General features: G+C 61.6%; 13 protein-coding genes and 1 pseudogene. 6 read left to right on the forward strand and 8 right to left on the reverse strand.

Annotated features, from left to right (window positions below; translation table 11 throughout):
- From Q0I65_RS09010 to Q0I65_RS09045, 8 genes and pseudogenes are all read right to left on the reverse strand, one after another.
- Nucleotides 1-374 (reverse strand): annotated as a pseudogene (locus Q0I65_RS09010) (pyruvate:ferredoxin (flavodoxin) oxidoreductase); the annotation flags it as partial.
- Nucleotides 375-461: 87 nt separating this feature from the next.
- Nucleotides 462-2,954, reverse strand: a complete 2,493-nt coding sequence (locus Q0I65_RS09015; protein ID WP_296062688.1) for an AMP-binding protein — start codon at nt 2,952-2,954, stop codon at nt 462-464.
- Nucleotides 2,954-4,369 (reverse strand): alpha-isopropylmalate synthase regulatory domain-containing protein, encoded by a 1,416-nt coding sequence (locus tag Q0I65_RS09020; RefSeq protein WP_296062692.1) that lies wholly within the window; start codon nt 4,367-4,369, stop codon nt 2,954-2,956. Before Q0I65_RS09020 ends, Q0I65_RS09015 begins: the two co-directional genes overlap by 1 nt.
- Before the next feature lie 635 nt (nt 4,370-5,004).
- Nucleotides 5,005-5,427 carry a TIGR04076 family protein gene (locus Q0I65_RS09025; RefSeq protein ID WP_296062695.1) on the reverse strand — a complete coding sequence of 141 codons (423 nt, stop codon included), beginning with the start codon at nt 5,425-5,427 and terminating at the stop codon, nt 5,005-5,007.
- A 135-nt stretch (nt 5,428-5,562) separates the two neighbouring features.
- A complete protein-coding gene (locus Q0I65_RS09030) occupies nt 5,563-6,351 on the reverse strand; it encodes a protein-ADP-ribose hydrolase (protein WP_296062698.1) in 789 nt (262 codons plus the stop codon).
- Complete coding sequence (locus tag Q0I65_RS09035) at nt 6,338-7,204, reverse strand: Sir2 silent information regulator family NAD-dependent deacetylase (protein ID WP_296062700.1); 867 nt, start codon at nt 7,202-7,204, stop codon at nt 6,338-6,340. Before Q0I65_RS09035 ends, Q0I65_RS09030 begins: the two co-directional genes overlap by 14 nt.
- A 10-nt stretch (nt 7,205-7,214) precedes the next feature.
- Nucleotides 7,215-7,475: a 4Fe-4S binding protein gene (locus Q0I65_RS09040; protein ID WP_296062703.1), complete on the reverse strand. Its 261-nt coding sequence runs from the start codon at nt 7,473-7,475 to the stop codon at nt 7,215-7,217.
- An 81-nt stretch (nt 7,476-7,556) separates the two neighbouring features.
- Nucleotides 7,557-8,192 (reverse strand): NAD(P)H-binding protein, encoded by a 636-nt coding sequence (locus Q0I65_RS09045; protein WP_296062706.1) that lies wholly within the window; start codon nt 8,190-8,192, stop codon nt 7,557-7,559.
- A 166-nt stretch (nt 8,193-8,358) separates the two neighbouring features.
- On the opposite strand from Q0I65_RS09045, the gene Q0I65_RS09050 reads away from it, so the two are divergent.
- The 6 genes from Q0I65_RS09050 to ychF all read left to right on the forward strand — a co-directional run.
- A complete protein-coding gene (locus Q0I65_RS09050; RefSeq protein ID WP_296062708.1) occupies nt 8,359-8,703 on the forward strand; it encodes a helix-turn-helix domain-containing protein in 345 nt (114 codons plus the stop codon).
- 34 nt (nt 8,704-8,737) lie between these two features.
- Complete coding sequence (locus tag Q0I65_RS09055; protein ID WP_296062710.1) at nt 8,738-9,277, forward strand: GNAT family N-acetyltransferase; 540 nt, start codon at nt 8,738-8,740, stop codon at nt 9,275-9,277.
- A gap of 284 nt (nt 9,278-9,561) precedes the next feature.
- Nucleotides 9,562-9,834: a DUF4177 domain-containing protein gene (locus tag Q0I65_RS09060; protein ID WP_170264523.1), complete on the forward strand. Its 273-nt coding sequence runs from the start codon at nt 9,562-9,564 to the stop codon at nt 9,832-9,834.
- A gap of 385 nt (nt 9,835-10,219) precedes the next feature.
- The gene (locus Q0I65_RS09065) at nt 10,220-11,989 is read left to right on the forward strand and encodes an adenine deaminase C-terminal domain-containing protein (protein ID WP_296062712.1); all 1,770 of its coding nucleotides are present in this window, start codon (nt 10,220-10,222) and stop codon (nt 11,987-11,989) included.
- Nucleotides 11,990-11,997: 8 nt separating this feature from the next.
- Nucleotides 11,998-13,383, forward strand: a complete 1,386-nt coding sequence (guaD, locus tag Q0I65_RS09070) for a guanine deaminase (protein ID WP_296062716.1) — start codon at nt 11,998-12,000, stop codon at nt 13,381-13,383.
- A 111-nt stretch (nt 13,384-13,494) separates the two neighbouring features.
- The coding region (gene ychF, locus Q0I65_RS09075; protein WP_296062718.1) for a redox-regulated ATPase YchF at nt 13,495-14,552 on the forward strand (1,058 nt) is incomplete at its 3' end.

Here is a 14,552-nt window from a genome sequence, read left to right on the forward strand (position 1 = left end):
TCGCCGAAGATGCTCATGGCGTGCGTGCCCACCGTGCGGCTTGCCACGTGCAAGACGCCCGGAAGGCGCTCGCCGGCGATGCGGTAGAGCACGGGAACCATGAGCATGAGGCCCTGGCTCGAAGTGAAGCTCGTTCCCAGGCCGCCCGCCTGCAGGACGCCGTGGATGGCCCCAATAGCGCCCGCCTCGGACTGCATTTCGGTCAGCTGCACGCGCTGGCCGAACATGTTCAGACGGCCCTGGGCGCTCCAGCGGTCGGTGTGCTCGGCCATGGGCGAAGACGGCGTGATGGGGTAGATCGCCGCCACCTCGGTGAAGTCGTAGGCGACATGGGCCGCAGCCTCGTTGCCGTCAACCGTTACGTAGTTGCTCATCTTTTAGTCCCTCTCCCCGGCAATGGTGCCAAACGCAAGCGGGGGCGCGCATGACGGCCCCCGCAAAACGGTCGTTCTCGATACAGGTTACTTCTTCACGACGTCCTGAAGCCCCAGTTCCTCAACGGCGGCTTCCCTCATCTTGTACTTGAGGATCTTGCCGGCGGCGTTCATGGGGAAGGAGTCCACGAACTTGATGTAGCGAGGCACCTTATGACGCGCGATGTTGCTCATCATGAACTCGCGAATCTCGTCTTCGGTCATGGACTCGCCCTCCATGAGGATGATGCAGGCCATGGCCTCCTCGCCGTACTTCTTGTCGGGCACGCCTACGACCTGGCAGTCGCTCACCTTGGGGTGCGTGATGACGAAGTCCTCGATTTCCTTGGGATAGATGTTCTCGCCGCCGCGGATGATCATGTCCTTCAGGCGGCCGGTGGCGACGAAGCAGCCGCGATCATCGCGCATGAGCAGGTCGCCGGAATGCAGCCAGCCGTCCTCGTCCACCGTCTTGAAGGTGGCGTCGGGCATCTTGTAGTAGCCCTTCATGATGTTGTAGCCGCGCGAGCAGAATTCCCCGACCTCGCCGTTGGGTAGCTCCTCGCCTGTCTCCGGGTCGATAATCTTGCACTGGACGTGCGGGAACGCGTAGCCGACCGTCTCCGTGCGCAGGTCGAGCGGGTCGGTCCAGGCGCTCATCGTGGAACCCGGGGCCGACTCGGTCTGACCGTACACCGACACGATGCCGGTCATGTTCATCTCGTCGGGCTGGGCGGCGCGCTTCATGAGCTCGGGCGGGCAGCCGGCACCTGCCATGATGCCTGTGCGCATGTGGCTGAAGTCGGTCTTGCGATAGTCCTCGTGGTTGAACATCGCGATGAACATCGTGGGGACGCCGTTGAAGGCCGTGATCTTCTCCTGCGTGATGCAGTGCAGAGACGCCTTGGCGCTGAAGTAGGGCATCGGGCATAAGGTCGCGCCGTGCGTCATGGACGAGGTCATCGATAGGGTCATGCCGAAGCAGTGGAACATGGGCACGTGGATCATGAAGCGGTCTGCGGTGGACAGGCCCATGCGGTCGCCGATGCACTTGCCGTCGTTCACGACGTTGCGGTGCGTGAGCATGACACCCTTGGGGAATCCCGTGGTGCCGGAGGTGTACTGCATGTTGCAGACGTCGTCGGGGCGAACGTCGGCGGCCATGCGCTGAATCTTCTCCAACGGCACGAGCTCGGCGCGCTCCATGGCCTCATCGAAGGTGAGGCAGCCGGGCATTTCGAACCCGACGGTCACGACGTTGCGCAGGAAGGGAAGCTTCTTGCAGTGCAGCTGCTCGCCGGGCTTGGTCTCGGCGATCTCGGGGCATAGCTCGTTGATGATCTGGCGATAGTTGGAATCCAGGGCGCTCTCGACCATGACAAGCGTGTGCGTGTCGGACTGGCGCAGCAGGTACTCGGCCTCGTGGATCTTGTAGGCGGTGTTCACCGTGACGAGCACGGCACCGATCTTGGTGGCCGCCCAGAAGGTGATGTACCAAGCGGGCACGTTGGTGGCCCAGATGGCGACCTTGCTGCCAGCCTTCACGCCCATGGAGACGAGCGCGCGGGCGAACGTGTCAACGTCGTCGCGGAACTCCTCGTAAGTGCGCGTGTAGTCGAGCGTCGTGTACTTAAAACAGTACTGGTCGGGGAAGCATTCGACCATCTTGTCGAGCACTTGCGGGAAGGTCAAGTCGATAAGCTCGTCTTTCTTCCACACGTACTCGCCTGAGCCGTCGTGGTTGAGGTAGAGCGTGCGGCGCTTGCCACGGGTGTCCTCGAAGCGCTCCATGTAGTTCACGAAGTGAGGGAAGATGACCTCCATGTCGGTGAGGTCGGGCATCCATGCAGGGTCCCACTCCAGCGACACGTAGCCGTCGTAGTCGATGGAGGAAAGCGCGCGCACGACCTCGTCGATGGGCAGGGTTCCCTCGCCAACCAGGTTGAAGCTTCCGTCGTCATCGGAATCGCGCATGTGCACGTGTTTGATGTAGGCGCCTAAGTTCTTGACCGTCTGCGCGGGGGTTTCGCCGCCTGTGCGGTAGACGTTGTGGACATCCCACAGGGTGCCCAAATAGTCGCTCGCGTAGCGGTCCATGATGCCCGCCATGCGCGTGGTGCTGGAGAAGATGCCGCTCGACTCGATCAGCAAGACGACGTCGCTGGCTTCCGCGTAGGGCACGAGCTCGGCCAGTGCGGCATGGATAGCGTCCTCATCATCGTTTTGCGCCACGACGACGACCCGCTCGACGCCGGCGGCGGCAGCGAGGTCGATGAGGTTTTTGGCAGCTTTGATTTGCTCTTCGCCCGCCGAGATGTCGACGGGCGAATCGAGCGCGGGGATGCATAAGCCCTTGTCGCGCAACGTGCGGGCGGTAGCCTGGGTGTTGTAGCGCTCAAGCGGGCCGCCCTTGCCGGTGAAGACAGTGTTGATGATGGGGTTGTGGATCTCGATGCCGGAGAAATCCATCTCAAGCGCGGTGTTCACCAGCTCGTCCCAAGAGTGGTCGGCCCAGCCGCGGGTGGAAAAGGAAAGCTTCATTAGTTCTGCTCCTCGTAAGCAATCTTGTTGAGCGCGTTGATGTAGGCGCGGATGCTGGACTCCACGATGTCGGTGGAGATGCCGCGACCGGAATAGACCTTGCCGTCGGCGATGAGCTTCACAATGGACTCGCCCATGGCCTCGCGTCCCTCGGTGACCGCCTGAATGCGGAAGTCGTCGAGCTCGTAGTGCTTGCCCACGACCGACTCGATGGACTTAAACGAGGAGTCGATGGGGCCATCGCCCAAGGAAACCGCCTCGATGGCCTCGCCGTCCTTGCGCAGGGAGATGTGGGAGGTCGCCTTGAAGCTCAAACCGGCGTTGATGACATAGCCCTCAAGGATATAGGTGGGAGGCACCTGTAGGGCAGCGGAGGCCACGATGGCGTCGAGCTCGGTCGCGCCCACGCGCTCCTTGCTGGCGGCGATCTTCTTGAATGCCTCGAACACCGCGGCGGCGTCTTCGTCGGAGAGGCTGTAGCCCAACCGCTCGACATACTGCATGACGGTGTCCTGGTCGTCGCCGGCGGTGAGCACGATTCCCTCGACCGCCTCGGAAACGGAGCCGGTGAACTGGGCCGCCTTGGAGCGGTCCTCGCAGCACAGGCGCGCGATCTGATTCATGGCGCGCTTGAGCTCGGTCACGCGGACGTGGCACTGGGCGTCCAGAGCGTCGGACTTCGCCGCGAGGATTCTCGCCACATTGTCGAGCGCGACGACGCCCATGGGGTAGGTCGTCGCCTTGACCAGGGAGGCGCCTGCCATGACGCCCGCAACGGCGCAAGCGTCTGCCATGTTGAGGTTGTTGCAGCACGAAATACCCAGCTCGATTTCAGCAAGTTGGGGAGCGGCCTTGAAGAGGTCGCCGATGAACTGGGCAAACTCCTCGGGCAGCATGGAGCCCGCGGCGTCGCACACGGTCACCGTCTTGGCGCCGGCGCGGGTGACGGCCTCGATGACCTTAGCCAGATAGGCAACGTCGGTGCGGGTGGCGTCGATGGCGACGAACTCGACGTCGTCGGTGAGCTCGGCGCACTTGGCAACGGCACGGGCGGCGTCGTCGATGAGCGCGTCGGCCTTCTTGCACTGGATGTATTCCATGCACGAGGGGCTCACCGCGGCCTCGACCTGTAGGCGGACGTGCTGCGCGCCCTTCGCGGCGCTCCAAACCGCCTCGATACTCTCATCGTCCATCTTCACCGGAACGGCGAGCGTGCTGTTCTTCACGAGAGAGGCGATCGACTTGATTCGCAGGCTGTCCACCTTTGAGGACTCGATGCCCTCGACCTCGATGGCGGCGACGCCGATACGGTCGAGTATCTTCACGATCTCAAGCTTTTCCTTGAAGGATAGGGAGAGCGCCTTCGAGGCAGCTGCTTCCCTCATCGTGATGTCACTGACGCGTATGTCTCTCATGTACGACTCCTGACTTATACCAATCGTTCCCTAGGAAGTGCCTGCGGCAATCCCAACCGATGTGCCCGCGGGCAGTCAAACACCTACCTTAGCGCTAAAGTTTGCATTATCGCACCTCATGCGCAAGCAAGCGGTAAAAACTGCCAATTTTAGCGGTAAACGCCGATTCGCTTCTGCATTTCTGCGCCTTCACGTCCCAAGACCGCCCGATGTCGCCCCAGCTGCTGGTAGCGCGCGGGGAATCGACCGCCTGCTCAGTCGAATTCAGATAACAGGGGCGGAATAGGCGCAGGTGCGAAGGCCATTATCGAGGTTGGCGTCGGGCTTGCCGTGGCCACGATCGCCCTTTTGCTTGTTGCCGCGGGTGATCGCTTTGCCACTAAAAAAGAACACCCTTTACGGCCGATTCTGGCACAGAAACCGAGGTATCCCACTATGTAGCCGCCAACCGAGCGAGCCTTTCAAAGTGAGCAACCCTTTGACCTGGTGTTTCTTCCTGAAGAGTTCTTTCGGCCCGGTGCATCCCCCTCGATAGGGGGCCTTCTTTGCGGGATACCTCGGTTTTCGTGCCTGAATTTCCCTTCTGGCGCGTTCTTTTTCTCGGACGCGGGGAAAGTCGGTTCGTAAGTTGGGCGCTATCCCGTGTAGGCGTCTTCCTTGCTGCAGGAGAAGTCGTGACCAGCCAAGAACGCCTCGTCTTCGGCGCTTTCCGGAACGTCGATACGCTCGATTTTGAACACGACGGGACGGGTTCCGTCATTGCAACAAGCGATCATGATGCGCTCGTCGTTTGCCCAGTTCTTCATGATGGCGCCGCCTGCAAGCGCCGTATAGATGTAGCGGCTTACGGCGTCCCATGCCTCCGCGCAGGGGAACGGCGGGTTGAGCTCTCTCCCAAAGTGATAGAAGTCGTCCTTTCCGGCCTCGCGCTCGAACAGATATTCCTGTCCTACTTCAAAGCAGGGGCAGGGACCGCTTTCGGGGTCTGCGAGATAGTCCTTCTGGAGCTCGGGGAACAGCTTCTTATCGATGACCGTCACTTTGCACTTGTGCTTCAAAGTTGCCCTTTCCTCGTGGCGCCCAGTGGTGTTCTCTCCTGCGGATTATAATTCAGTTGCAGATTGTCGCGGCGCGTCCGCCCCCGATTGCGCCGCCGATAGGGCATTTTCCAAGCGCCATAGGATTCCCAGGCGTCATGCAATCCCGAGGATTTTCCGATAGAGCGCCTCGTCTCGATCGTCGAAGACATTGAAGACGATATCGATGTCCGTCTCGCGTTCTTCGAGCCATTCGCGCACTGTTCGAATGGCGATTCCCGCTGCCTCTTCCTGCGGAAAACCGAAAATGCCGGTTGAGATGCAGCAGAAGGCGATTGATCGCAGGCTGTACTTTGCGGCGAGGTCCAGGCAGCTTCGGTAGCACGATGCGAGCTGCTCGCGATGCGAGTCTGCGGGATATCCATTCGCGATGGGCCCGACGGTGTGGATGACGTGCCTGGCGGGCAAGTTGAAGGCGGGCGTGATCTTCGCCGCGCCGGTCGGCTCCTCATGGCCCTGCGCGTCCATGAGGCGGGCGCACTCGGCGCGCAGCTGAACCCCAGCGAATGTGTGAATGGCGTTGTCGATGCAGTGGTGGCCGGGCACCCAGCAACCGAGGAGCTGGCTGTTCGCGGCGTTCACGATGGCACCGACGGCAAGTGTGGTGATGTCGCCGCGCCAGAGACGAAGGCGTGGGTTGCTTGGCGATGGTGCGGCACCGTCGAGCGTGCTGATGCCGGCATCTGCGATTATCCCCTGCAGCAGCTCGTCTTGCGTCGAGAGCCATCCGGTGGCGGCGGGGGTCGGCGGTCGCGTGTTCACGAGCGCGCGAAATGCGCCCCACAGCTCATCGGCGTCTTCTGTTTCCGGCGGATTGAGAGCCCGCTCGCTGCAAAGGTCGGCAACAAGAGCTCTCAGCAGCTTCGTCTTCCTAGCGATGTCCATCTTGTTCTCCCGTAAGGTCGCTCAAGACCTGGTCGATGTCTGCATCGACGAGCACCGAGCGCTCGCTGATGTCGGGGTGGGTATACGCCTCGCCGAGGTTGACGCACGCGTAGGTTGACTCAGGGTTTGCGTACGTGCGGCGCCAGAACGGGTACTTGATTATGACGGGTGTGTTTGCGCCCACACCGAGTTCCAGGTAGAGCACCTTGCCGTTCTGGTTCGCTTCCAGGAATTCTCGGTAGCGCTCGGCGGCGCTTCGCCAGCCGACATCCTCGACGAACGTTGCGTCGGCGCGCAGATTCATGGACAGGGGCTTGCCGCAGCGCGGGCAAAAGGGCACGAGCTCTGTCGGAACGCGCATGTCGTGCTGCTCTTCAACCATACGTTTCACCACATCGTAGTTGTCGTACGTCTTGTCGTGGCACGGCACGCTACACTGCCACAGGCCGTAGTCGCCCTGCGTATAGAACAGGCGCTTCTTGGGAAAGCCCGCCATCTGGAACTGATGGTCCACGTTGGTGGTGACGACGAAGAAATCCTTCCCCTCCAGCAGACGCAGCAGTTTGTCGTAGGTGTCTTTCGGGGGATTCACGTAGCGGTTGTACCAAATGTGGCGGCTCCAGTAGGCCCAGCGCTCCTCTTTTGTGGGGAAGGGGAAAAACCCTGCGGAGTACATGTCGCGCAAGCCGTACTTCTCGATGAAATCGCCGAAGTAACGCTTGAATCGCTCGCCTGAGTACGTCAACCCGGCGGCAGTTGAGATCCCGGCGCCCGCGCCGATCACGATGGCGTCGGCCGTGTCGATTGTGCCTTTGAGCTTGGCTATCGCTTGCAGGTATCCTTTTGTTTCCATGGCGTCCATCCTATAGTTTCGCAATCGCCTGGACAGGGCAGGCTTCCTGGCATATGCCGCAGCGCAGGCAGTGGGACTGGTCGATGACGGAGGGGCTGCCGGGCGTGATGCACAGTTCAGGGCATTTCTCGGCGCAGATGCCGCAACCGATGCAGCTATCTTCGATAAGGAACGTTCGCGCATTCGCCTCGGCGCCACCCAAGGTAAACGATTTGCGGAAGATCGGTCGCTGCCCCAAATCGAAATACTCGCCTTCAATGCAGATGGACATTTTCAACCTTATTCCCTCCATGCGGAAGCCGGGACGGCATATCACCGCCCCGGCACTCTTCGAGTTTCCTGTTCAACCTGGCTATTTGCGCACGACGCTGATTCGCTGCTGGATATGCTCGCCCGACTCGATCTCGTCGACCATGGCGATGGCGTAGTCGGCATAGCTGATGACCGACTCTCCATCGGCGCTGAGCGTCAGCTCTTCGCCGCCGAGGATGTAACCGCCGGTGCGCTCGCCGTCTGCCTGGAAGTCGCCCGCGGGCGAGATGTAGGTCCACTTGGCGTCATCGCGCGCACGCAGTTCTTCGAGCGCCTTGGCCATGGCCGCCGCCAGCGGCTTGAAGGCGTCGGGGAAATCCGGCGTGTCGGAGACGGTCACGGTGTGCTCGGGGTTGACGTAGAGCGAGCCCGCGCCGCCTACGATAAGCAGACGCGTATCGGTTCCGGAGAGGCAGTCGCAAAGGTGCGCGAGCGTGGTCGAGTGTTGGTCGAGCGTTTCGGGCGTCCAGGCGCCGAACGCATCAACGACGGCGTCAAAGCCCGAAAGGTCCGCGGCCGTGATGTCCATGATGTCCTTGACGACGGCCTTCTCGGCGCTTGTCCTGTTCCCGCCACGCACGAAGGCGGTGACATCCATACCGCGCGAAGCGGCCTCCTTCACGATGAGCTGGCCGGCTTTGCCGTTGGCTGCGACGACTGCAATCTTTTTGGTCATGATAGTTTCCTTTCATCCGTGCGACTTGGTGTCGCGCTTGATTCCCGATAGCCCATACTGTAAGGTGAACGGTGTTAATACGTAAGTAGGCACAATAATGTGCTATAGGCACCAAGTAGAAACTATCGTTAATTACCTGCGAAAATAAAATGTGAAGGAGGTCCATATGTCATCTTTGATGCTTGAAGAATTGCCCGCTTGCCCGGTGGAGACCACGCTTGCGCTCATAGGCAACAAGTGGCAGGTGCTCATCTTGCGAGATCTGAGTCTGAACGGAACCATGCGGTTCAAGGAGCTGCAGCGTTCTATAGGGAAGATTTCGCAAAAAGTGCTCACGTCGAATCTCCGGGCGATGGAGGATGCCGGCATCGTGCATCGCGAGGTTTTCGCGGAGGTGCCCCCGCGCGTGGAGTATTCGCTCACCGAGACGGGCGCATCGCTCAAACCCGTGCTCGACGCCATGTGGGCGTGGGGTGAGCGCTACAAGGAAATGCTTCAAAAGAATCGATGACGAACGGATGGAAAGGTTTGCGAGGGGGTAACCGATGATGTTAGAAACCGAAAGATTGCTCTTGCGTCCTTGGAGGGAATCCGATGCGGAGGACCTCTATCGCTATGCCAGTGACCCGAAGGTGGGCCCCGTTGCAGGGTGGCCTGTTCATACGAGCGTCGAGAACAGCCGAGAGATTATCCGCGACGTCTTTTCCGCCGAGGAGACGTACGCAGTGTGCCTAAAGGGGGACAGGCGGGCCATCGGAAGCATCGGCCTCATTCCGCCTGAGCAGACCCAGGTCGCCGCGCCGCCTACGGAGATGGAGATAGGTTTTTGGATTGGCGTCCCGTTCTGGGGGAGCGGCTACATCCCGGAGGCGGTTCGCGAAATTCAACGGCATGCTTTCGAGGACCTCGGCTGCACGGCGCTTTGGTGCGGCTACTACGACGGCAACGGGAAGTCGAAGCGCGTCCAGGAGAAGTGCGGGTTCGCCTTCCACCATACCGAGGAAGGCGTCGATTGCCCTTTAATCGGCGATGTGCGTATCGAACACTTCACGTATCTGAGTCGGGAGAAATGGAGCCTCCTATAGGTCCTAACGTTCTTCAGGGGCATCGGGGTGCTCGGACCACGGCGGCGGGTCCATCACCGTCATATCAAGGCGAAGAGTCTGCGCAATGAGCGTCGCAAGGAGTTTTCTCATTGGTTTGACGTTTGCGCCTTGATTCGTCAAAACCAGGAAGCCAATTGCTGCCCGCCATTGGCCAGTAGGTCTTCTAATGTCCCTCTTTTGAGACATGGGGTTACCGAGCTCGTTGGTATTATTTTGCATGTAAAGACCAGCCTAGCTGGGGTCGACCATCGAGAGGAGCCGACATGGGATTCATGGACAACGTCATGGGCAGCTTTAACGACGAGGCTGGGAAAATCAACACCGGAACAGGCCAATATCGCGTTATGCAGGTCGTTCTGAGGGAGAAGTTCGTCGGCAAGGGATCTAAGAACTTCGCCGAGATCGAGGAGCTTTGCAACCAGCAGTACGCCGAAGGTTACCGCCTCCACACGTTCGCGCAGTCGACGGCGGGATCCACCGGCATCGGCGGCGGCGATCGAACCGTGTGCAACCTCGTGTTCGAGCGCATGAACTAACACAGGCGCGCCGGGAAGCTTCGCGCCCTCGCACACAACAGTTTGCGCCCCAGAGCGTTCTCGCGCGCTCGGGGGCGCATCTTGTTTGCGGCTCGAACCGTCGCGACGCGTGGACTTGCGAGCGCAGGCGTGATATAGTTCGCCCATGTCGTTAGGCGAAAAGGAGCGTCGAGGCAGTGCATTTCCCCTGCATAGCAACAGGAAAGGCCCATATGCCTGCCTCCGTGCCCCTCAATTCCCATGGAAAAATAGGGAAATCGCGCCATCTTCGTGCGGGGCTTCGAGCGACACGACATATTTCACTTGGCGATAAGCGCGCAGGGCGAAAAGCTCTGTGCGCTTTTGCGTTTTAGAAGACGAGAGCGGTTACGCGAAAGGAAAGCGCATGGACAGGGAACTTCTGAGCGTTGCAGGTGGAACCAAGCCGGCCGACGTGGTCATCACGGGCGGTCGCATCGTTAACGTCTACACGGGCGAGATCTATGACGGCGGCGTGGCGATTAGCAACCAAACTATCGCGGCGGTCGGCGACGTCGACTACTGCATCGGCGAGGGCACGCGCACGATCGATGCCGAGGGGGCCTTCATCACCCCGGGCTTCATCGACGGGCATATCCATCCGGAAAGCTCCGACCTCGCTATTCGCCCCTTCGCGGAGGCCGTGCTCAAGCATGGCACCACCTCCATCATGACCGACCTTCACGAAGTCGGCGTGGTGTCTGGTCTTCCCGGCATCGAGGCCGTGCTTGAGGAAAACGAGATCACCGACCTCAATCTGTACTTCGTCGTGCCGTCGCACGTGCCCTTCTCGCCTGCGCTCGAGACGAGCGGCGGCAAGTTCAATCCCGAAATCATCCGCGAGGCGCTGAAGCGCCCCGACGCCGTTGGCATCTCCGAATGTGTCGGTCCCTACGTTCTCGCCGAGCTGCCCGATTTGCTCGAGTCGCTTGACGACGTCGCCTCTATGAAGGGTATGACCGCGCAGGGGCATCTCGTCGAGATGAAGGGCAAGGACCTCAACAAATGCGTCGCCGCCGGCATCTCCACCTGCCACGAGGGGCTTTCCGCCGACGACATCATGGACCGCGCACGCGCGGGCGTCCATGCCATGCTGCGCGAGTCTTCTGCCGCTCGCACCCTCTCTGACCAGCTGAAATGCATCGTCGGCAAGGACATCGACACCTCCATGATGAGCATCGTCACCGACGACTTGCATTGCTGCGACTTGGCCACGACGGGACATCTGGACCATCATCTGAAGCTCGCCCTTGAAGCCGGCGTGCCGTTCGCGAAGGCCATCCAGATGGTCACCATCAACGCCGCGCGCGCCTTCGAGCTCACCGACATCGGAGCGCTCGCACCCGGAAAGCGCGCCGACATGAACATCGTCTCGGGCGACACCGCCGAGGACTTCCAGGTCGTGAGCGTCTTCTCGCGCGGCAAGCAGATCGTCGACCACGGCGAGCTGCTCGTCCACTACGAGAAGGCCACCCACGACCCCTGCCTGCTCAACACCACGAAGCTCTTGAACCCCATCACGCCCGACAGCTTCAAGATCGCCGCCCCCGAAGGCGCCAAGCGCGTGAAGGTGACCTGCATGGACACGCTCCCGTGGATCCCCGTCACGCAGCTGCGCGAGGTCGAGCTCGAGTGCAAGGACGGCTACGTGGCCTGCGACGTTTCCCAAGACGTCCTCTACATCGCGCAAGTCGAGCGCTATGGCATAAACGGCAACGTCGGCCGCGCGTTCATGGGCGGATTCCACATGACGAGCGGCGCCATCGCCTCCTCGGTCGGACATGACAACCACAACGTGATCGTCATGGGCACGAACTTCGAGGACATGGCAGTCGCTGTGAACCACATAATCGAGATCGGCGGCGGGCAGTGCCTAGTCGACGGTGGGGAAGTCATCGAGTGCGTGGAATACCCCGTCTGCGGCCTGCTCACCGACCTCTCCTGCGAGGAGCTCGCCGCGCGGAAGAACGCGCTCAACGCCGCCTGCGCCGAGCGCGGCTGCATCATCTCCATCCCGTTCATGTTCCTCTCCTTCATCTGCCTGGCGGCGCTGCCCGCGTACGCCATCACCGACCACGGCTTCATCAACGTGATAACGCTGCAGATCGAAGACCCCATCAAGGGCGTCGTGGAATAGGGCGAGAGATGGAAATAGCAACACAACCGAGGGCGTTTTACGGGTCATTTTTCCACGCGCCCGAATATGGCAGCTTCGAATACCTGGAGCGCGCTCTCATAGAAGTAGGGGAAGACGGCGCGATCGAGCGCGTCATCGAGCATGACGACCCCGATCAAGCCGCGGCGCTCGCGAAGGCTCGCGAGGCCGGCGCGCTTTTTGAGCTGGGGGAGGGTAGATTCGGGCTGCCGGGCTTCGTGGACATCCACGTCCACTCGCCTCAGTGGCCGCAGGCGGCGCTCGCCCTCGACGAGCCGCTCTACCGGTGGCTCGATGAGCGCACGTTCCCTCTGGAGTCGAAGTTCGCGGACGTCGATTTCGCGAAGGAAGTGTACTCCGACCTGGTCGATCAACTTCTTGCGCGAGGGTCGACCACGGCGGTGTACCTCGGCAGCGCGCATCTGGAGGCAACGGTGGCGCTCGCCGAGATCTGCGCCGAGCGCGGCCAGCGCGCGCTCGTGGGCAAGACGGTGATGGACGACCCCGCAGCGAATCCGGATTACTACCGCGACGCATCGCCTGAGCAGGCGGTGCGCGACACCGAAACCCTCATCCGCGAGGTGGAGGCCATCGGACGGAAAAGCCGGGCGGGCGCCTGGCCCGTCATCACGCCGCGCTTCATTCCCAGCTGCACTGACGAAGTGCTTCGTGGCCTGGGCAATCTGGCCGAAAGCACAGGTGCCTACGTGCAAACGCACTGCAACGAGGGGCAGTGGGAACACGACGTCGTGCTCGAGCGCTTCGGCAAGACCGACCCGTACGCCCTGCGCGATTTCGGCCTGCTGCGCGAGCACTCCATCATGGCGCATTGCCCCTACCTCACCGAGGAGGAGGGCGAGATGTTCGCCGAGCTGGGCGTCGCCGTCGCCCATTGCCCGACGGCGAACTCGTACTTCTCAAGCGCCGTGGCCCCCGTCCAGCGCTTCCGCTCGCAGGGGATCCACGTGGGGCTCGGCACCGACATATCGGGCGGCTACAGCCCGAGCATGTACGAGAACATCCGCCAGGCGGTGCTCGTGTCGCGCCTGCTCGAGACTGGCGTGAACGCGCAGCTCCCGCCCGAGGAGCGCGGCGGACTTGGCAAGGGCACGCGGCTGTCCCTTGTGGAGTCGTTCTGGCTCGCCACCGCAGGCGGCGCCGAGGCGCTCGGCTTGCCGCTTGCGACCTTCGAGCCGGGGCGCGCCTTCGACCTGCAGGTCATCGACGTGAAACGGCCCGATAGCGACCTTACGGGCTTCGGCGTATTCGACGAGCCGATCGACCGGCTTGCCCGCATCCTCTACCTGTCCACGCCCGACAACGTACGTCAAGTGTTCTCGCAGGGCGTCCTCGTGCGCGATAAGGACGCGAGGTAGGGCGCACGTCTCAGCCGTTTGTGCACGGCCTGTGGTATTATGAACCGAACTGACTGAACACACGCCGCCGCGAGTTTCGCGGCGGCGCTTTTGAGTGAGAAAGAAGCTTCCATGTCGCTTTCCATCGGAATCGTCGGCCTGCCGAACGTCGGCAAGTCCACGCTGTTCACCGCGCTCACAAACAAGGGCGGGCTAGCCGCGAACTATCCCTTCGCCACCATCGAGCCCAACGTGGGCATCGTCCCCGTGCCCGACGCGCGCCTCGACGCGCTTGCGGCGATCGACCATCCGGCCAAGATTGTTCCCGCGACGGTGGAGTTCGTCGACATCGCAGGCCTGGTGGAGGGCGCGAGCAAGGGCGAGGGCCTGGGTAACCAGTTCCTCGCGAACATCCGCGAGACCGATGCGATCTGCGAGGTCGTGCGCTTCTTCAGCGACCCCGACGTCGTGCACGTGAACGGCAAGGTCAACCCGACCTCCGACGTGGAGACGATCAAGACCGAGCTCATCCTGGCCGACATCGGCACACTCGACAAGGCAATCCCGCGCCTGGAGAAAGAGGCCAAGCGCGACAAAGCCGGTGTGAAGAAGCTCGAGGTCGCCAAGAAGGTGCTCGAGGGCTTGAACGAGGGCCATCGCGCCCGCACGCTCGGCTTGGACGAGGACGAGCAGGCAGCTATCTACGACCTGCACCTGCTCACCATGAAGCCGATCCTCTACATCGCAAACGTCGACGAGGACGCGCTCGACGCCGATTTGGCTGAAATCGACGGGTGTGCGCCGGTGCCCATCTCGGCGAAGGTGGAAGCTGACTTGGCCGAGCTCGACCCCGAGGAAGCGAAGGAGTACCTCGAGGCCATGGGGCTTTCTGAGTCGGGATTGGCACGCCTGGTCCGCGAGGCGTACAAGCTGCTCGGGCTGCAGAGCTACTTCACGAGCGGCGAGACCGAGACGCGCGCATGGACCATCCCCATCGGGGCTAAGGCCCCGCAGGCGGCGGGCGTCATCCACTCGGATTTCGAGCGCGGCTTCATCAAGGCTGAAACCGCGAGCTTTACCGACTACGTGGAGCTCGGCGGAGAGGTGGGATGCCGCAACGCTGGCAAGCTTCGCCAGGAAGGCAAGGAATATGTGGTGCAAGACGGCGACGTCATGCACTTTAAGTTCAA

Source organism: uncultured Ellagibacter sp. (genome assembly GCF_934643285.1).
Taxonomy (GTDB): domain Bacteria; phylum Actinomycetota; class Coriobacteriia; order Coriobacteriales; family Eggerthellaceae; genus Ellagibacter.

Coding starts and splice junctions, on each gene's coding strand:
- Q0I65_RS09015 (WP_296062688.1), bottom strand. CDS start 2,954: ATGAAGCTTTCCTTTTCCACCCGCGGCTGGGCCGACCACTCTTGGGAC.
- Q0I65_RS09065 (WP_296062712.1), top strand. CDS start 10,220: ATGGACAGGGAACTTCTGAGCGTTGCAGGTGGAACCAAGCCGGCCGAC.
- guaD (WP_296062716.1), top strand. CDS start 11,998: ATGGAAATAGCAACACAACCGAGGGCGTTTTACGGGTCATTTTTCCAC.
- Q0I65_RS09040 (WP_296062703.1), bottom strand. CDS start 7,475: ATGTCCATCTGCATTGAAGGCGAGTATTTCGATTTGGGGCAGCGACCG.
- Q0I65_RS09060 (WP_170264523.1), top strand. CDS start 9,562: ATGGGATTCATGGACAACGTCATGGGCAGCTTTAACGACGAGGCTGGG.
- Q0I65_RS09045 (WP_296062706.1), bottom strand. CDS start 8,192: ATGACCAAAAAGATTGCAGTCGTCGCAGCCAACGGCAAAGCCGGCCAG.
- Q0I65_RS09020 (WP_296062692.1), bottom strand. CDS start 4,369: ATGAGAGACATACGCGTCAGTGACATCACGATGAGGGAAGCAGCTGCC.
- Q0I65_RS09055 (WP_296062710.1), top strand. CDS start 8,738: ATGATGTTAGAAACCGAAAGATTGCTCTTGCGTCCTTGGAGGGAATCC.
- Q0I65_RS09035 (WP_296062700.1), bottom strand. CDS start 7,204: ATGGAAACAAAAGGATACCTGCAAGCGATAGCCAAGCTCAAAGGCACA.
- Q0I65_RS09030 (WP_296062698.1), bottom strand. CDS start 6,351: ATGGACATCGCTAGGAAGACGAAGCTGCTGAGAGCTCTTGTTGCCGAC.
- Q0I65_RS09050 (WP_296062708.1), top strand. CDS start 8,359: ATGTCATCTTTGATGCTTGAAGAATTGCCCGCTTGCCCGGTGGAGACC.